General features: G+C 65.9%; 14 protein-coding genes. 6 read left to right on the forward strand and 8 right to left on the reverse strand.

Annotation, left to right across the window (positions count from 1 at the left end):
* Nucleotides 1-72 precede the first annotated feature (72 nt).
* Together BJ997_RS10185 and BJ997_RS10190 are read right to left on the reverse strand one after the other, a co-directional pair.
* Nucleotides 73-1,500: an HNH endonuclease signature motif containing protein gene (locus BJ997_RS10185; RefSeq protein WP_052542143.1), complete on the reverse strand. Its 1,428-nt coding sequence runs from the start codon at nt 1,498-1,500 to the stop codon at nt 73-75.
* Between the two features lie 460 nt (nt 1,501-1,960).
* A complete protein-coding gene (locus tag BJ997_RS10190) occupies nt 1,961-2,971 on the reverse strand; it encodes a DUF2332 domain-containing protein (protein WP_035836217.1) in 1,011 nt (336 codons plus the stop codon).
* 87 nt (nt 2,972-3,058) lie between these two features.
* Between BJ997_RS10190 and pepN the strand changes: the two genes are divergently transcribed.
* From pepN to BJ997_RS10205, 3 genes are all read left to right on the forward strand, one after another.
* A complete protein-coding gene (pepN, locus tag BJ997_RS10195; protein ID WP_035836250.1) occupies nt 3,059-5,605 on the forward strand; it encodes an aminopeptidase N in 2,547 nt (848 codons plus the stop codon).
* 100 nt (nt 5,606-5,705) lie between these two features.
* Complete coding sequence (locus tag BJ997_RS10200) at nt 5,706-6,914, forward strand: mechanosensitive ion channel family protein (RefSeq protein WP_084141153.1); 1,209 nt, start codon at nt 5,706-5,708, stop codon at nt 6,912-6,914.
* Entirely contained in the window at nt 6,907-7,341 is a 435-nt protein-coding gene (locus tag BJ997_RS10205; protein WP_084141152.1) for a globin, read from the forward strand. Before BJ997_RS10200 ends, BJ997_RS10205 begins: the two co-directional genes overlap by 8 nt.
* 67 nt (nt 7,342-7,408) lie before the next feature.
* Here BJ997_RS10205 and BJ997_RS10210 read toward each other — a convergent pair whose 3' ends face one another.
* The 3 genes from BJ997_RS10210 to gabT are packed head-to-tail and all read right to left on the reverse strand — an operon-like array spanning nt 7,409 to nt 11,624.
* Nucleotides 7,409-8,773 carry a flavin monoamine oxidase family protein gene (locus BJ997_RS10210; RefSeq protein WP_035836216.1) on the reverse strand — a complete coding sequence of 455 codons (1,365 nt, stop codon included), beginning with the start codon at nt 8,771-8,773 and terminating at the stop codon, nt 7,409-7,411.
* Nucleotides 8,770-10,254 carry an NAD-dependent succinate-semialdehyde dehydrogenase gene (locus tag BJ997_RS10215; protein ID WP_420827179.1) on the reverse strand — a complete coding sequence of 495 codons (1,485 nt, stop codon included), beginning with the start codon at nt 10,252-10,254 and terminating at the stop codon, nt 8,770-8,772. Before BJ997_RS10215 ends, BJ997_RS10210 begins: the two co-directional genes overlap by 4 nt.
* Nucleotides 10,251-11,624, reverse strand: coding sequence for a 4-aminobutyrate--2-oxoglutarate transaminase (gene gabT / locus BJ997_RS10220; protein ID WP_035836792.1), 1,374 nt, complete (start codon nt 11,622-11,624; stop codon nt 10,251-10,253). The genes BJ997_RS10215 and gabT overlap by 4 nt, the downstream gene beginning before the upstream one ends.
* A 164-nt stretch (nt 11,625-11,788) precedes the next feature.
* Between gabT and BJ997_RS10225 the strand changes: the two genes are divergently transcribed.
* The gene (locus BJ997_RS10225; protein ID WP_035836791.1) at nt 11,789-13,348 is read left to right on the forward strand and encodes a PucR family transcriptional regulator; all 1,560 of its coding nucleotides are present in this window, start codon (nt 11,789-11,791) and stop codon (nt 13,346-13,348) included.
* On the opposite strand, the gene BJ997_RS10230 is transcribed toward BJ997_RS10225, so the two are convergent.
* The gene (locus BJ997_RS10230; protein ID WP_035836790.1) at nt 13,330-14,013 is read right to left on the reverse strand and encodes a DUF8185 domain-containing protein; all 684 of its coding nucleotides are present in this window, start codon (nt 14,011-14,013) and stop codon (nt 13,330-13,332) included. The two genes, BJ997_RS10225 and BJ997_RS10230, sit on opposite strands and share 19 nt — an antisense overlap.
* A gap of 33 nt (nt 14,014-14,046) precedes the next feature.
* On the opposite strand from BJ997_RS10230, the gene BJ997_RS10235 reads away from it, so the two are divergent.
* Both BJ997_RS10235 and BJ997_RS10240 read left to right on the forward strand, forming a co-directional pair.
* Complete coding sequence (locus BJ997_RS10235; protein WP_183323430.1) at nt 14,047-14,958, forward strand: acyl-CoA thioesterase; 912 nt, start codon at nt 14,047-14,049, stop codon at nt 14,956-14,958.
* Nucleotides 14,959-14,967: 9 nt separating this feature from the next.
* Nucleotides 14,968-15,393 (forward strand): Rieske (2Fe-2S) protein, encoded by a 426-nt coding sequence (locus tag BJ997_RS10240; protein ID WP_035836788.1) that lies wholly within the window; start codon nt 14,968-14,970, stop codon nt 15,391-15,393.
* 28 nt (nt 15,394-15,421) lie between these two features.
* Here the strand turns inward: BJ997_RS10240 and BJ997_RS10245 are convergent, their stop codons facing one another.
* Nucleotides 15,422-15,898, reverse strand: a complete 477-nt coding sequence (locus tag BJ997_RS10245; RefSeq protein ID WP_035836787.1) for an acyl-CoA thioesterase — start codon at nt 15,896-15,898, stop codon at nt 15,422-15,424.
* Nucleotides 15,899-15,911: 13 nt separating this feature from the next.
* Nucleotides 15,912-17,594, reverse strand: coding sequence for an energy-dependent translational throttle protein EttA (gene ettA, locus BJ997_RS10250; protein ID WP_035836786.1), 1,683 nt, complete (start codon nt 17,592-17,594; stop codon nt 15,912-15,914).
* Nucleotides 17,595-17,598 lie beyond the last annotated feature (4 nt).

The raw sequence follows: 17,598 nt of genomic DNA on the forward strand, positions 1-17,598 counted from the left end.
CGGAATCGCGGATTGGCAACGTGGGCAGCGATGACGACCCTGGCAGATTTATCCCGGTCCCGAAAGCTACAGCTACAGCGCGCAGTCCTTGGTTTCGGCGACGGGAATGCTCCACGGGTCTGCGTAGGTGAGTGGCTTCGCGGGTGGTGCCGGTTCCATCAGGGGGATGGTCGGTCGGATGCGGGTTTCGGGGTGGGTGGCGTAGTGCCTGCCCGCCGGGCTGGTCCACTGGAGGGTTCCGTTGTCGCCCTGGGCCACTGACCATCCTGTTTCGTGTTTGCCCCGGTGGCTCGGGCGGCACAGGCTGGAGAGATTCGAGAAGACGGTTTCTCCGCCGTGTTCCCAGGCGATGGTGTGATCAATGTCGCAGGCGGCGGCTCGTCGGTTGCACCCGGGTCCCCCGGTGGTCGAGCCTGTCGAGACCCCGTCGCGTAGTCGCAGCCAGTTCTTCAGGTCGTCCGGGACCTTGTACTTCGTGCGTCCGAAGGAGAGAACCGCTCCGGTCTCCGGGTGAACGAGGATACGAGTGAAGCTGGTGGCCGTTCCGGCGAGGCGCCGGGCGGTCTCCGCGTCGATCGGCCCGAACCCTTCCAGGGTGCCGGGTTCCTCGCTCTGACCCAGCAGGGTGAGAACGGGGACGGTGACGAACACGCTCGCGCGGACGCCGGCACCGAGCCCGGTCTCTGTCACTCCTTTCAGGAGCAGGTCCGTGGCGGCGTCGGTGCGAAGCTGCGCGAGGGTGCGAGCTTCGTCGTGCACCTTCAGGTTCTTCGCCAAAGATTCGACCCGGTCCGCGATGGCGGCCGCATCTTCGTTGCTCAGCGTCATCTCCAGGTACCCCATACCGTCACGACCTGGGCCGACCCAGAAGTTCCGGTCAGCGAGGGCCTTCTGGTGCCGGATAGCGATGGACTCCGGGTGAGTGAACTCCCGCACCTTCACGGCCTTCCTCCGCAGTTGCGGGACGGTGAGGGTTTCACTGTTGGTCAGGGCCTCGTCTTCGAAGGCCTTCCAGGCCTCCGGTGGCAGGGAGACGGCGTTCTCCATTACTACCTCGGCGTGGCGGTAGCTGATGTCACCGCGGCGGAGGGCATCTCGGGTGGCGGGGAGCCGGTGTTGCAGCAGGTCGCTTTCGAACATCAGGTTTCGGGCGACACCGCTGGGCAGTTTCAGCAGGGCGGCCAGCTCAGCGACGAGGCCTTCGTGGGCGGCTTTCTGCGGCGACCACTCGGTGTCGCGTCGTCCCCGCGCGGTGAGGGGGAGTCCAGCCTCGGCCGTGGCGTCGGTCCACTGCCGGAGCTTGTCGATCACTTCGGCTCGAGCGGCCTGGGCGAAACAGACCATCCGATCGAAGCTGAGGATTGCGTCGAGGAGCAGGGTTTGAGTGTCGTCGGCGACGGCCTTTTCCTCCGCCAAGACGGCGAGGGTCTGGTCGACTGGTTCGGGCGGGTTACTACCCGCGGCGTCCTCCAAAGGAGGAACTTCATCGTTGTTCTCCATAGCATTATTATCCCACGAACCAGAGACAGATCCCCTTTACGATTTCAGTGAGATAGCGATTGCTCCATTGCAGACGGTCATGCGCCACTTAGATATGGGCATCTCACTGAAATCGTAAGGGGGAGACAGATTCGATAAATACTCACAGTTGTGTATAACTTATTCGAAGGTGATTCTTGCTTCCGCAGTCCGGGGAATGGCTCGCGGGGTCTCGACGGGCGCGGGCCAAAAGCGGGCCCGCTGCTCGACCAGCGAAAGGGGCGACCAGTGGAAGCGGGTGACCAACGGAGTGGGGCGACCGGCGAGAAGGACGCGTGACCTGCGGGAAGGAGGGGAACTGCGGGAAGGCGGGGTGACCGGCGGGAAGGCGGGGTGACCGGCGGAAAGGGGGGCGTGACCTGCGGGAAGGAGGGGAACTTCGGAAAGGCGGGGTGACCGGCGGAAAGGGGGTAGCTACGGATCAGTGGGGCGCAGGGGTGAGCCAGTGGATGCTACGGCCGTGCGGCTGCGTGAAGGCCACGGGTGTGCCGTCGAGGGCCAGCACGAAGTCAGACCTCGCGACGGGCGGTTCGGTCAGGCGTTCCAGCACGCCGGGCACGACCCCCTGCCCCTCGTTCGACAGCCATCGCGCCGGCAGACCGGCCATAGTTTCGGCAAACCGACCGCGCTCCAGCTCGTCGAGGTACGCGAGCACGGCCGTGTGGAACACCACAACTGTTGCCTCTGCTGGCGCCTGGGCGACGAGCGCTGTCACCTGCTCGTTCAGGTCACCGCGCACGATCCGCACCGGCTCACCTCTGGCCACTTTAACCGCGGCAAGGAGGCGCTCCCGCCTGTCCGCGTGTTCCGGCCAGATCAGCGCGGTAAGCCAATCCACGTCGTGCTGCCGAGTCACATCGAGTGGATTCAGATCGATGCCGGCGCGCCACACCACCTCCGGTAGTGCAGCGGGCAGCGGAACCGGGCCCGACGCCTCACACTCAAGAACGACGGGGCTCTGGCCTGCCGCTGGGTGCAGCATCCGCTTCACGGGACCCGCGGCAAAGACGTAGCGATAGCTGTAACTGTCGGGATGCAGGCAGAGGCCAGCGGATGCGCCCACCTCGATGAGCGCGAGCGGCCCCTGGAGCTGAGCGAGGGCCGGGAGCAAAACAGCGCAGCGCGCGGCCTCGTTGGTCTGGGTCGCGTGCGACAGGCACGTCTCTTCGACTCTGGCCCAGTTCGCGGCGAGCCAGGTTGCGAACGCCGGGTAGTCCCCCACCTCGGCGCCGCAGAATCGGGCCGCGCTGAGAACGAGGTTCGGTTGCCGCTTGGGTGCCGGCAGGCTGTCGATCAGGCCGATAACAGTCGGGTCGCCCGCGACACCCAGAGCCCACGCCTCGTAGCAGGCACTCATGCCGGTGGCCTCCACCTCCGCAAACTGGCGGTAGCGCTCAGAAGTTGATGCTTTCGGATCGGTGCTGCTTCTCATGGCACCAGCGTAATCACGGATAGGCTGGTCGTTCGTGCAATGGCGCCACGAGCGCCTCACAATCGTGAAACCGAAATGGAGAACCTGTTGCCAGGAGAAAACCTCACCCGCGTCGAGGCCCAGGAGCGCGCAGCGCTTGTCACCGTCCACAGCTACGACGTGACCCTCGACCTCACAACCGGCCCGGAACTCTTCGCGAGCACCACGACCGTGAAGTTCGCCGCCACCGCCGGTGCCTCCACCTTCATCGATGCGATCACGCACACAGTACACAGCGTGACCCTCAACGGCGTCTCCCTCGACCCGGCAGCCGTGAGCGACGGCATCCGCATTCAGCTGTCCGATCTCGCCGCCGAGAACGAGCTCACGGTTGTGGCCGACGCCATTTACACGAACACCGGCGAGGGCCTGCACCGCTTCGTCGACCCTGTGGACAATGAGGTCTACCTCTACAGCCAGTTCGAGGTGCCCGACTCCCGGCGCGTTTTCACGGTTTTCGAGCAGCCGAACCTGAAGGCCACGTTTAAGTTCACGGTCACCGCACCCGGCGCCTGGCAGGTCATCTCCAACTCCACGACGCCCGAGCCGACGGATGCCGAAAACGGCAACAAGACGTGGGCATTCGAGCCCACCCACACGATTTCGAGCTACATCACGGCCCTCGTGGCCGGGCCGTACGCCGTGACGCGCAGTGAGCTCACGTCGAGCGACGGCCGCGTCATTCCCCTCGGCCTGTTCAGCCGCAAGAGCCTCTTCGAGTACCTCGACGCCGACTACATCTTTGAGAAGACGGTTCAGGGCTTCGCCTACTTTGAAGAGAAATTCGGCTACCCGTACCCGTTCGACAAATACGACCAGATGTTCGTGCCGGAGTTCAATGCGGGCGCGATGGAGAACGCTGGCGCGGTCACATTCACCGAGACCTATATCTTCCGCTCCAAGGTGACCGACGCCATCAAGGAACGTCGCGTCGTCACCATTTTGCACGAGCTCGCGCACATGTGGTTCGGCGACCTCGTCACCATGACCTGGTGGAACGACCTGTGGCTCAATGAGAGCTTCGCCGAGTGGGCGTCAACGATCGCCACCGCAGAGGCCACCGAGTGGACCGAAGCCTGGACAACGTTCGCGGTGATGGAGAAGAGCTGGGCCTACAAGCAGGACCAGCTTCCCTCCACACACCCCGTGGTCGCCACGATCCGAGACCTCGACGACGTGCTCGTGAACTTCGACGGCATCACCTACGCCAAGGGCGGCTCTGTACTGAAGCAGCTTGCCGCCTGGGTGGGCATTGAGGCCTTCTTCGCCGGCGTCGCCTCGTACTTCCAGAAGCACCAGTGGGGCAACACCGAGCTGCGTGACCTGCTCGTCGAGCTCGAGACCGCCAGCGGCCGCGACCTCAGCGGCTGGGCGGGCCTGTGGCTCGAGACCTCCGGCGTGAACACTCTGCGCCCCGAGATCACCGTGGACGACGCGGGCATCATCACCGGCTTCGCCGTGCTGCAAACCGCGGCCGCCGACTACCCCACCATTCGCCCGCACCGCCTCGCGATCGGGTTCTACAACCTCGATGCCGCGTCGAAGCTCGTACGTACCCACCGTGTCGAGCTCGACGTTGACGGCGCTCGAACGGATGTTGCCGAGCTGGTCGGTCAGGCCCGTCCCGATCTCGTGCTGCTCAACGACGACGACCTGACCTACGCGAAGATCCGTCTCGACGACGCCTCGCAGACCGTTGCCCTCGAACACCTCGCCGCGATCGAAAGCCCGCTCGCCCGGGCACTCGTGTGGGGCTCCGTCTGGGACGCCACCCGCGACGCCGAAACCAGCGCCCGCGACTTTGTGCGCCTCGTGCTGAACAACGTGGCCACCGAAACCGAGTCGACCACCCTGCGCACGGTGCTCGGCCAGGTCGTGCTCACCGCGTCGTACTACGTGGCAGAGCCGCACCGTGCCGCCGTCGTCACCGAGGTCGGGGATGCGCTGTGGGCACTCGCCCAGGGCGCCACGGCCGGCAGCGATGCCCAGTTCCAGTTCGTGAAGTTCTTCGCATCCGTTGCCCAGACACCCGCGCAGCTCGACACCGTCGCAGGCCTTCACTCGGGCACGACGGTTCTCGACGGCCTCACCGTCGACACCGACCTCGCGTGGGAGCTGCTCACCGCCCTCGTGGCGGGTGGCCGCGCAGAAACGACCGAGATCGATGAGGCGCTCGCAAACGACAACACGGCGACGGGCGCCCAGTCGGCGGCTCTCGCTCGAGCCGCGATTCCCACCGCAGAGGCGAAGCAGGCCGCGTGGTCGTCGCTCATCGACGTGGACACGGCCGCGACCACCATCGTGCGCACTACGTCGGCCGGTTTCCTGCGCGTGAACGACGCGTCGCTTCTCGCGCCGTTCGAGGCGAAGTACTTCGACATGCTGCAGTCGGTATGGGAAGCACGCAGCTTCTCCATCGGCGAGAAGCTCGTGATCGGCCTGTACCCCTCACCGCTCAACAGCCAGGCGCTCGCCGATGCGACCCGGGCGTGGCTCGACGCGAACGCCGAACCGGCCGCCCTGCGCCGCCTCGTGGTGGAGAACCTCGCCGGCGTGGAGCGCTCGCTCGCCGTGCAGGCGCGCGACGCCGAGTAACTCCCGGCAGCAGGCCTGAGGCCCTCGTGAACGCTCCCAGTGAGCGCCCACGGGGGCCTCAGGCTTTGTGGAGGGTACGTCTGCGTAGACTGGCCTCACTATGAATTGGGATACTTTCTGGGCCGGTGTGGCCAGCTTCTTTGCAACCGAACCATGGGCAAGCATCTGGCAGAAGTCCATCGCCATCGTGGGAATCATCCTGCTCGCGCTCGTGCTGCGCTGGGTCCTCACCCGCGTGATCGACCGCGTGGTGCAACAAATCGTCTCCGGGGTCAAGAAGAACCAGAAGGTCGACGATACCCAGGCGCTCAACGTATCGCCGCTCGCGGCCGTACGGGTGGTGCAGCGATCCCGAACCCTCGGCGCCGTGCTGACCAACATCGTCAACGTCTTCCTCCTCATCGTGTCGATGCTGCTCATCGTCACCACGCTCAACCCTGACATTCTCGGTTCTTTTGCCCTGCTCACGGCCGCGCTCGGTGCCGGCCTCGGTTTCGGCGCCCAGAACATCGTGAAGGACATCCTCAACGGGCTGTTCATGGTGGTGGAGGACCAGATCGGCGTGGGCGACATTGTCGACGTGGGATTCGCGTCCGGTGTCGTGGAGACAGTCGGCATCCGTATCACCCAGGTACGTGACGTGGACGGCACCCTCTGGTTCGTGCGCAACGGGGAAATCCTGCGCGTGGGCAACATGTCTCAGGGCTGGGCACGGGTCATCATCGACCTCGCCATCCCCTACTCCTCCGACGTGGAGGCCGTGCAGACCGAGCTTCTGCGGGTGGCGACGGCCCTGGCCTCGAGCCGCAAGTGGCGCGCGTTCATTCTGGAGAAGCCTGAGATCTGGGGCCTCGAGTCCATCTCGGCCGAGGCCCTTGTCACCCGCCTCGTCGTTAAGACCCGGGTCTCGGCCAAGTGGGACTTCGCCCGTGACCTGCGCCTGCACATGAAGAAGGCCCTCGACGGGGTGGGGATCTCCCTCACCCCGCTCAACAGCGTGATCATGACAGGGTCCGACGGCGCGATCGACGCCTCGATCGTTCCGGACGCCAACACTGTCGACGCCGCCGAGGAGGCCGCCGCCGCTGTTCCGGACGCTGTCGCCGACGTACGCACCGCACCGGTGCCCGTCAAGCGTGGCCCGCGCGCCCCGCGCAAGCCCAAGGGCACGCTTGCTGAAAAGCCCGTGACCCAGCCGGTTCCGAAGCCGCCGGCCAAGGCGCCACCCCGCGCACCCGCGAAACCCCTCCCCACGGCACATACCGCACCAGATCCCCAGACACGAAGTCAGGACAGCAACGATGACTAACGACGCAGCAGGAGTTCACCTCCGCGACGGCGAGAACGGCGCCGCGGTCATCCGGACGTTCTATGACGAGGTCGGGGGGCGGGTCTTTTTCGAGAAGCTCGTTCACGAGTTCTATCGGGGCGTCGCCACCGACCCCGTGCTCAAGCCAATGTACCCGGAAGAAGACCTTGGCCCGGCCGAGCATCGCCTGGTGATGTTCCTGGAGCAGTTCTGGGGCGGCCCCGGCACGTACAGCGAACAGCGCGGCCACCCGCGACTGCGGCAGCGCCACCAGCCCTTCAAGGTGAACCCGGATGCACGCGACCGCTGGCTCGGCCACATGCGCGTGGCCGTAGACCTCGCGGAGCTGCCACCGCTGCAGCGTGAGACACTCTGGGACTACCTCGAGCGGGCCGCCCACGCAATGGTCAACACCTTCGACGAGTAGCGCTAATCGGCAACGAGAAGGGCCCCGCAGCGCGGGGCCCTTCTGTCGTGCACGTGCCTGACGAGAGCTAGGTCAGCGGCGCCGTCTGCGCCACGATGACGGCGGCGGTCTCCTGGCCCACGCGGATGGCTCCATCGACGTGTTGGAAGCCCTTTCCCGCCATGTCGCTGCACGCGAAGGAGATCGGCCCGACGGGAGTGCGCAGGTCGGCGCCGTAACGCGCGAGGCCGCCGAGGTCGAAGCTCGCAGCGTAGGCGCCCCTGGTCCATTCCTCGGTGCCCCAGTCGCTCTCGTAATACACGACGGGGTTCATTGCCTGCTCCCCGTAGTAATGAGAAAGTGACTCGAGAATGCGCGTCTTGCGCTCCTGGGCTGTGAGGGCGAAGACACCGTCGGCGTTTTCGTCAGACACGAAGCCGACCAGAGTTCCCCTGGGGTCTTCGAAGTTGGTGTTGTCGTAGGCCTCGTGCACCAGCTCGTACGGGCTGAATGCGGTGCCGGAGAGGCCGTCAGCGCGCCAAAACGGCGTCTCGTAGACGGCGTGCACCTTGATGACGAAACCCATCGACAGGTGCTGGTGCAGTTGGTGCTGACGGCGCGGCAGGGGCGGGTCGAAGCTGATCCGGCTGATCAGCACGGGCGGAACCGCCACGATAACGAACCGGGCATGCACCTCAAGGTCGTCGGTCACGGCCACGACGCCCTCATCGTTCGATCGGATGCTGCGCACCGGCTGCCCGAGGTGCACATCCGCCCCGAGCCGCTCGGCGAGAAGTAGCGGCACCTGCTGCAGGCCGCCGACCACGCGTTCGTCGAGGATGAAATCGGCGTCGACGAGGTTACTGAACGACCCGGCGCTTGCGGCCATGTGCAGCGCTTGCAGGGTGGAGAAGGCGTGCGCAGGCTTGGTGAGCATGGCACCGGCGATGAACATGCCGATGTTGTCGCGGGCCTCCTGATCGTCTGTCTCGGCTTCGAGCCAGGCGCTGAACGACACTGCGTCCAGCTCGGCCGCGCGCGGGTGCTCCCACGGACGGTCGGGGTCCATCTCCGCCACGAGAACGTCGAGCTTTTCGATGAGCGTCACGATGGCCAGCTCCGTCGCTGCGGGCACCGGAAAGATTTCGCCTTCGAAGCGTGTCACGGCCCCGGCTTTGTTCACATAGATGCTCTTCCCCTCGCGGTACCGCGGGTAGGTTGCGAGCCCGAGTTGCGCCAGCGTGTCCTTGAGCGCGGTCTGGTCCGGCGACACCCACTGGCCGCCGATCTCGAGCATGGCACCGTCAACGTCGTCGGTCCACAGGCGGCCGCCGACCCGATCGCGGGCTTCAAGCACGGCCACTGTGAGCCCGGCGGCCACGAGGTCACTCGCTGCGGTGAGTCCGGATGCGCCGGCACCGATGATGACGACGTCGCGTTCGATCTTTGTCATGATTTCTCCTGTGGGATGAGCGTGTACTTGGTGGACAGGTATTCATGGATGCCCTCGAGCCCGCCTTCGCGGCCGAGACCCGACTGCTTGACGCCTCCGAAGGGTGCCGCCGCGTTGGACACAAGCCCCGTGTTGAGCCCCATCATTCCGGTGTCCAGCTGGTCGATCATACGCTGGCCGCGCTTGAGGTCTTGTGTGAATACATAGCTGATGAGCCCGTACTCAGTCGCGTTGGCCATCCGCACAGCTTCGGCCTCGTCGGCGAACGTGATGATACCCAGCACCGGACCGAAGATCTCCTGGCTGAGCAGGGCACTCTGCGAGCTGAGGTTGCTGAGCACAGTCGGCTCGAAGAACGACCCGACACCCTGCGGGCGAGAACCGCCGGCGCGGAGCACGGCTCCACGGTCGAGGGCATCCTGCACGAGGGCCTGCGTGTTGCGCACCGCCGTCTCGTTGATGAGCGGCCCGATGTTCACGCCGGTCTCTGTGCCTCGGCCCACGCGCAGCGCGGCCACCCGATCGGTGAGTCGCTGGGCGAACTCTTCCGCCACCGACTCGTGCACGATGAAGCGGTTGGCGGCTGTGCAGGCCTGCCCCATGTTTCGAAATTTGGCGAGCATCGCCCCCTCGATGGCGAGGTCGAGATCGGCATCGGCGAAGACCAGGAACGGCGCGTTGCCGCCGAGCTCCATCGAGGTTCGGAGCACTCCCTCTGCCGACTGAGCGATGAGCTTTCGGCCCACGGCCGTCGACCCGGTGAAACTTAACTTGCGCAGGCGCGGGTCCGCGATGATGGGAGCCGAAACGGCCTGGGAGTTCGACGTCGTAATCACGTTCACCACCCCGGCCGGCACCCCGGCGTCTTCGAGCAGCTGCACGAAGAGCAGCGTGGTGAGCGGAGTGAGCTCGGCGGGTTTCACCACGACGGTGCAGCCCGCGGCGAGTGCCGGAGCGATCTTCCGCGTGGCCATGGCGAGAGGAAAGTTCCACGGTGTGATCAGGAAGCATGGGCCAACGGGTCGCTGGGTGACCACCATGGTTCCGGTGCCCTCCGGCGTGTGCCCGTAGCGGCCGGAGATGCGCACGGCCTCTTCGCCGAACCAGCGCAGGAATTCGCCGCCGTAGGTGACCTCGCCGTTGGCTTCAGCGAGGGGCTTTCCCATTTCGAGCGTCATCAACAGGGCGAAGTCGTTGCGGCGTTCCTGCAGCAAGTCGAAGGCGCGCCGCAGGATCTCTCCGCGCACTCGGGCGGGAGTGCCCGCCCACTTCTCGGCCGCCGCAACTGCGGCATCGAGCGCGCGCATGCCATCCGCCGGGCTCGCGTCGGCGATGCTCGTGAGCACGTCTCCGGTGGCCGGATCGATCACGTCCAGCAGGTCACCACTCCCCTGCTCCCAGACACCATCGATGTAGAGGCCGGCGGGTACGCGGGCCAGCAGTTCCGCCTCGCGGGCGGAGCGGGTCGTCACGCCGATCACAGTGCACCCAGGGCGTCGGTGACGACCTGCAGACCTTCGAGCAGCAGGTGGTCCGGAATACTCAAGGGCGGCAGGAAGCGGATGACGTTGCCGTAGGTACCGCAGGTCAGCACGACGACGCCCCGGGCATGGGCCGCCGCCGCGACTCGGCCGGTGAGCTGGGCGTCCGGTTCCCCGGTGGAGGGGTCGACCAGTTCGATGGCCATCATTGCGCCGCGTCCGCGCACGTCCCCGACTCTGGCGTCGGCGAGCTGGAGGGCTCCGAGGCACTCCGTCATGATCGCGCCGATCTCGCGGGCACGGCCCACGAGATTGTCGCTCTCGTAGCTCTCGATCGTAGCGAGCGCCGCAGCGCAAGCGAGCGGGTTGCCGCCATACGTTCCGCCGATGCCTCCGGGCTGCGGGGCATCCATGATGTCGGCGCGTCCCGTGACGGCGGAGAGCGGGAGCCCTCCGGCGATTCCCTTGGCGAGCACGATCAGGTCTGGCACGATGCCCTCGTGATTGCTCGCGAACATGTCGCCCGTGCGGGCGAAGCCGGTCTGAACCTCATCGGCGATGAACACCACATTGTTGGCGCGGCACCAGTCCACGAGGGTAGGTAGAAAGCCGGGGGCCGGCACGATGAAGCCGCCCTCGCCCTGGATGGGCTCGAGGATGATGGCGGCCATGTTGCCCCCGCCGACCTGCTTCTCCATCTGCAGGATCGCCCGCTTGGCGGCTTCCACGCCACTGAGTCCGCCGTCGCGGTAGGGGTACGACATCGGCGCCCGGTAGACCTCCGGGGCGAAAGGCCCGAAACCATCCTTGTACGGAATGTTCTTGGCGGTGAGCGCCATGGTGAGCGTGGTGCGACCGTGGTAGGCGTGGTCGAAGGCGACGACGGCCTGCTTGCCGGTGAAGGCCCGGGCGAACTTGACCGCGTTCTCCACGGCCTCAGCGCCGGAGTTGAACAGTGCCGTGCGCTTCAGGTGGTCGCCGGGCGTGAGGCGGTTGAGTGCCTCCGCGACCTCGATGTAGGAGTCGTAGGGAGACACCGTGAAACACGTATGGGTGAACTGGGCCAGCTGGGCCGCCACAGCGGCCACAACCCGCGGAGCACTGTTTCCGACGCCGGTGACGGCGATGCCGGATCCGAGGTCGATGAGGGAGTTTCCGTCGGCGTCGATGAGCACACCACCGCCAGCGGCCACGATGTAGGCCGGGAGGGCCACACCGACGCCGGCCGACACGGCCGCGGTCTTGCGCGCGCTCAGCGCCTGGGATTTCGGTCCGGGAATGGCGGTGACGAGGCGACGTACCTGGGCCAGGGACGGGCCGCCGAGCGGTGCGTCGGTGTCAGAAACACGGGGAAGGTCAACGGTTGTCATGGCAGCTCCTAGCGGTAGACCGGTAACGCGTGGCACTCCCGGCCACGACGCCAATGCGCTCAGGTTAGGCCGCGGGCCGCTGGGCAGGGCGGGCCGTGACGTATAGTCTGAGCACTAATATTCACCATCGCGTACACCGTGCGCTCGTCCGATGAAGGGCCGCCGTGCTTCCCACCCTGCGCCGTCTGCTGGGGCGACCCGATCTCGCCCTCACACTCCTCACCCCGGATGGGCAGCTCCCTGCCGGCACGGTCGACCGGGTCGTCGAGTGGGTACACAGCTCCGACCTGCTCGACCCGACTCCGTTTCTCTCGGCGGGCCAAATGCTGCTCACGACCGGCACCCAATTCGCCTCCGACACAACCGAGGATGCCGCCTACCGCGAGTACGCACACAGGCTCGCCGCCCACGGGCTGGTGGGGCTCGGGTTCGGTACGGAGGTCATCCGCGACGGTACGCCAGAGCCGCTCGTGGCCGCTTGCCTCGCCGAGGGCCTCCCCTTGGTGGAAGTTCCCTACGCCACACCCTTCATCGCGGTCGCTCGCACGGCAGGGGATCTGATCGCAGAGGACCGTTATGCCCGCAATATCTGGGCGCTGAGCGCTCAGCGTGCAATTTCGCTCGCGGCCCTCCGCCCCGACGGGCTGAGCGCCACGCTGAGTGAGCTCTCCCGCCAACTCAATCACTGGGTTGCGTTGTTTGACGCGAGCGGCACGCTCACCAGGGTGTTCCCTCGCGACGCGTTTGCCGGCGCATCCGCTGCCTCGTTCCCCACCGTTGCCGCCGAGGCGACGAGCCTGCTGCGCCGGGGCCAGCGGTCAAGCGTCACGATCCCCATCGGCGAGGATACCCTCACGCTTCAGACCCTTGGCCGACGAGATCAACTGCGCGGGGTGCTCGCCCTCGGTGGGGCCAGCCAGCTTGACCAGGCCGGACAGGGTGTTGTCACCAGCGTGATCGCGCTCGCCGGGCTGGCGCTCGAGCAGAACAATGCCCTGGACCGCGCGCGCAGGCACCTGAGAGCGGGCCTCTGGCACAGCCTGCTCAACGGAGACACCGATCTCGTGGCCAGCATCTCGGCCGAGATGTGGGGCCCACTACCCGGAGGACTCGTGCGCATTGCGGTCATTGACGCTCCCCCGGAACGACTCGACACGATCACCGAGTTCCTGGAGATTCGAGCGGAGGACCAACCGGGGAGGCTCTTCTTCGCTCACCACAACGGGCGAGTGTCCCTGTGTCTCGATCGCACTGGGGAGCCGGTGCTGCACGAACTTGTCGCATCCTTCGGCGTGCACATCGGTTTGTCAGACCCCAGCGACTACGGAACTCTGCCGTCCGCGCTCAGCCAGGCGCTGCGTGCGCTCGAGCGAGCGAATGAGGGGCCGCCCGCCGTCGTGGAATTCGACCTCATCTCCAGGCAGGGTGTTCTGGCGTTTCTGGCCCGAACTGATGCCCGCGACGTGGGCCGCGCGACTCTCACTCCGATCACGCGATTCGACGCCGCGCATGGCACCGATCTTCTCGGCACGATGAGGGTGTGGCTGGAGCACAACGCGGAGTACGCCGCGGCGGCTGCGGCCTTGGGGATTCATCGACACACAATGCGCAGTCATATGCGCCAGGCGGAGCAACTTCTCGGGCGAGACCTCTCCTCGTTTCCGGCCCGCGCCGACATCTGGGCCGCGCTGCTGGCCGCCGGGCCTCAGCCGAGTGAGGTCTGACGGCGCACGAGAATGTGCCCGCGACTCGTGCTCAGCCGGGTCCAGGGCCCGACGGAAAACAGCCGCACCGGTTCCGTCTCGGGAAGAAATCCGAGGCTGAAGGCGGCAAACGCCGCGCCCGCCGGCACGACGCCTGCTCCGTCGACCGGTCGGCCCCAGACCTCGGAGCGCACCCGGTGCACGATCTGCTCCCCTGTGCCGGCAGGGATGACGGACGCGACCTCGTCGATTCCGGCGCGCGCGGCGGCAACGAGGGCCGCGGCATCCGCTTCACCCTGCGACTGCCAGCCGCTCTTCGGTGGCGAGATTCCGGCCCAGGACGCGCGACCGGTTTCGATCGGCACGGCCACGACAACAGGGGCCGACCGATCGGCAACAGTGGAGGACAACCGGGCGACGCGGTCGAGAAGCGACCGCACGGTAACGACGACGTCGAGGGGGGTACCGCCGGAGGTAGGTGCGGCAAGCGCAAAGGTGCGCAGGCCGAGAACTGTCGCGCTCGAGTCGAGCAGGCCCTTCGGGTAAAGCACGGCCGTGTAGACCATTAGTACCGAACCGGACACGATCAGCCGAACGGAACCGTCATCGACACGCATCGCACGGGACAAAAAGACTTGGAGGTCGTCGAGGGACAGGGAATCCGGGAGAGAAAATTGCTGGCTCATCTCCTCCTAAACTAGCAAGGTCCGACTAAACCCATGACCGCCTCGCGGCGCACGCCTGAGGAGGCCCCCTTGCAGAAGCCCATGGAAGGCCTGCTGGCCGCGCTGGATCTCACGGACACGGGCGCCCGCACAAACGAGGACATCTTCACGGGACCGTCGCAGTGGATGCCGCTTGGCCGCGTTTTCGGTGGACAGGTGCTGGCGCAGTCCTTAGTGGCTGCCATGCGCACGGTGCCCGATGATCGCCACGTGCACTCCATGCACGGCTACTTTCTGCGTCCCGGCGACGTGAACCACCCCATCACGTTCTCGGTGGAGCGAATCCACGACGGGCGGTCGTTCTCAACCCGGCGTACGCAGTGCTACCAGAACGGACTTCCGATTCTGTCGATGATCGCTTCCTTCCAGGACGAAGACGAAGGACTCGAACACCACATCCAGATGCCGACGGATATTCCGGATCCGGAGTCCCTCCCGACCGCCGCCGACGCCCTCCGACACATCGACCATTCCGTTGCCCGCTACTGGGCCAGTGAACGTCCCTTCGACATGCGTCATGTGCCATCGCCGATCTATCTGACGGTAAAGGGTGAACACACCTCTCGGCAGGCTGTGTGGATGAAAACGTTCGGCAAACTGCCCGATGACCCGGACCTGCACCGCGCGGCGCTCGCCTACGCGAGCGACTACTCAATCATGGAGCCCGTGCTGCGCCGCCACGGCACGGCCTGGTCGACTCCGGGGCTCAAGGTCGCGAGCCTGGATCACGCAATGTGGTGGCATCGGTTCGGGCGGGTCGACGAGTGGGTGCTGTACGTGCAGGATTCCCCCTCCGCCCAGGGCGGGCGCGGTCTCTCCACTGGCAGCATCTTCAGTCGGGACGGCCTATTGCTGGCGACGGTTGCCCAGGAAGGCATGCTCCGTGTTCCCAGCAATGAGGAGTAAGAATTCACTATGACTCCTGCGCGCAATCTGAGCCGTCGTTCCGTGATCGTCTGGGGTGGTGCAGGCGCGGCGGCGGCGGCCACGGTCGCCCTCGTCGGGTGCAGCACAGGGCCGTCGACAGACACTACGACGTCGAATGAGCCGCCCACCGAGATCGCCCAGCTTGCGGACATTCCCGTGGGTGGATCGATCGTCGTGATGCTGGCCGGCAAGCAGGTGGTGCTATCGCAACCCGAATCGGGCACGGTGAAGGCCTTCAGCGCGGTCTGCCCGCATCAGGGCTGCATCGTGGCGCCCCAGGAGAAGGAACTCGATTGCCCGTGCCACGGTTCCCGCTTCGATGCCGCGACCGGCGAGGTGCTCGAGGGCCCGGCCACGAGCGCGCTGTCGCCAGTTGAGGTGACCGTGGCCGGGACATCCGTCATGTCGGCCTAGCGGCACGCCCTCTCGTGGGCGTGCACCGTCAACGGCGCGCGAAGACGATCGGTGCGTCGAGGTACGGCGTCCAGGCCGCACGCTCCACATCGTTGATGCGCCGCGGACGCTCGCTCGCGGCATCCACGAGCACAATCGTGGTGTTGGCGCGGGCGTACAACTTCTCTTCGCCGTTTCCCGCCGGGCTCCACACCTCGTAGCACACGTCGAGGCTTGCTCCCCCGAGCTTGCCGATCCAGAGTCGCACGTCGATCGGGTCGCGCAGGTACGGGATCGGCGCCAGGTACTCGATTTCCTGGCGCCCGATCAGCGTGAGCGTCGCCGCGCCGGGGCGGCCGTCCAAAACCGCGGTGCTCGCTCCGACGGCTGTCGAACCCGTGTCGTCGTTCACCCAGAACGCGATGATGCGGGCCTCTTCGAGCAGGCGCAGCATCTCCGCGTTGTTGACGTGACCGTACGCATCCAGGTCCGACCAGCGCAGCCGAATCGGGACGTGCAGTTTCACCGGCGCTCCCGATCTAGTCGCGCGTGAGCTTGCGATAGGCGGAACGGTGCGGCTTGGCCGCATCCGGGCCCAAGCGCTCGATCTTGTTCTGCTCGTACGACTCGAAGTTGCCCTCGAACCAGTACCAGTTGGAGGGATCCTCGTCGGTGCCTTCGTAGGAGAGGATGTGCGTGGCGACGCGGTCCAGGAACCACCGGTCGTGTGTGATGACCACGGCGCAGCCGGGGAACTCCAGGAGCGCGTTCTCGAGCGATCCCAGCGTTTCCACATCCAGGTCGTTAGTGGGCTCATCGAGGAGCAGCAGGTTGCCGCCCTGCTTGAGCGTCAAAGCAAGGTTGAGACGGTTGCGCTCTCCACCGGACAGCACACCGGCCTTCTTCTGCTGGTCGGGCCCCTTGAACCCAAATGTGGAGACATACGCGCGCGAGGGGATCTCGGTCTTGCCCACCTGAATGTAGTCCTGGCCGTCGGAGACGACCTCCCACAGGGTCTTGTTCGGGTCGATGCCCCCGCGGTCCTGATCGACGTACGAGATGTTGACGGTGTCACCGATCTTCAGATCGCCGCTGTCGAGCGGCTCCTTGCCCACGATGGTCTTGAACAGTGTGGTCTTACCTACACCGTTCGGGCCGATGATTCCCACGATGCCGTTGCGCGGCAGGGTGAAGCTCAAGTTGTCGATCAGCACGCGGCCGTCGAACCCCTTCTTGAGCTTCTTGGCGTCGATCACCTGGGCGCCGAGCCGTGGCCCGACGGGGATCTGGATTTCTTCGAAGTCGAGCTTGCGCGTGCTCTCGGCCGCCGCGGCCATTTCTTCGTAGCGGGCCAGGCGAGCCTTCGACTTCACCTGACGACCCTTGGCGTTGGAGCGCACCCACTCGAGTTCGTCGGCGAGACGGCGAGACAGCTTGGCGTCCTTCTTGCCTTGGACGAGCAGACGCTCCTGCTTCTTCTCCAGGTACGTCGAGTAGTTACCCTCGTACGGGTAGAGGTGGCCGCGGTCGATTTCGGCGATCCACTCGGCCACGTGGTCGAGAAAGTACCTGTCGTGAGTCACGGCGAGAACGGCACCCGTGTACTTGGCGAGGTGCTGCTCGAGCCACAGAACGCTTTCGGCATCGAGGTGGTTAGTTGGTTCGTCGAGCAGCAACAGGTCGGGCTTCTGCAGCAGCAGTTTGCACAGCGCCACGCGGCGCTTCTCTCCACCGGAGAGGTTGGCAACGGATGCGTCCCCCGGCGGCGTGCGCAGGGCGTCCATCGCCTGCTCGAGCTGGGAGTCGAGGTCCCAGGCGTCGGCGGCGTCGATGGCCTCCTGCAGGTGGCCCATCTCTTCGAGCAGGCTGTCGAAGTCAGCATCGGGCTCTCCGAGCGCGAGGCTGATCTCGTTGAAGCGGTCGACCTTGTCCTTGATCGGGCCGACGCCCTCCTGCACGTTCTCGAGAACAGTCTTGCTCTCGTCGAGCTGGGGCTCCTGCATCAGGATGCCCACGCTGTATCCCGGAGACAGGCGCGCCTCTCCGTTGCTGGGGGTGTCGAGGCCCGCCATGATCTTGAGGATTGTGGATTTTCCGGCACCGTTAGGTCCCACCACGCCAATCTTGGCGCCGGGGAAGAACGACATGGTGACGTCGTCGAGAATGAGCTTCTCTCCGATCGCCTTTCGAGCGCGGACCATTGAGTAAATAAATTCGGCCATAGTG

It is taken from the genome of Cryobacterium roopkundense (genome assembly GCF_014200405.1).
Lineage (GTDB): Bacteria > Actinomycetota > Actinomycetes > Actinomycetales > Microbacteriaceae > Cryobacterium > Cryobacterium roopkundense.

Excerpts from the sequence above, each read along its gene's own strand:
- BJ997_RS10185 (WP_052542143.1), bottom strand. The coding sequence starts at position 1,500 with ATGGAGAACAACGATGAAGTTCCTCCTTTGGAGGACGCCGCGGGTAGT.
- BJ997_RS10190 (WP_035836217.1), bottom strand. The coding sequence starts at position 2,971 with ATGAGAAGCAGCACCGATCCGAAAGCATCAACTTCTGAGCGCTACCGC.
- BJ997_RS10200 (WP_084141153.1), top strand. The coding sequence starts at position 5,706 with ATGAATTGGGATACTTTCTGGGCCGGTGTGGCCAGCTTCTTTGCAACC.
- BJ997_RS10205 (WP_084141152.1), top strand. The coding sequence starts at position 6,907 with ATGACTAACGACGCAGCAGGAGTTCACCTCCGCGACGGCGAGAACGGC.
- BJ997_RS10210 (WP_035836216.1), bottom strand. The coding sequence starts at position 8,773 with ATGACAAAGATCGAACGCGACGTCGTCATCATCGGTGCCGGCGCATCC.
- gabT (WP_035836792.1), bottom strand. The coding sequence starts at position 11,624 with ATGACAACCGTTGACCTTCCCCGTGTTTCTGACACCGACGCACCGCTC.
- BJ997_RS10230 (WP_035836790.1), bottom strand. The coding sequence starts at position 14,013 with ATGAGCCAGCAATTTTCTCTCCCGGATTCCCTGTCCCTCGACGACCTC.
- BJ997_RS10235 (WP_183323430.1), top strand. The coding sequence starts at position 14,047 with ATGACCGCCTCGCGGCGCACGCCTGAGGAGGCCCCCTTGCAGAAGCCC.
- BJ997_RS10240 (WP_035836788.1), top strand. The coding sequence starts at position 14,968 with ATGACTCCTGCGCGCAATCTGAGCCGTCGTTCCGTGATCGTCTGGGGT.
- ettA (WP_035836786.1), bottom strand. The coding sequence starts at position 17,594 with ATGGCCGAATTTATTTACTCAATGGTCCGCGCTCGAAAGGCGATCGGA.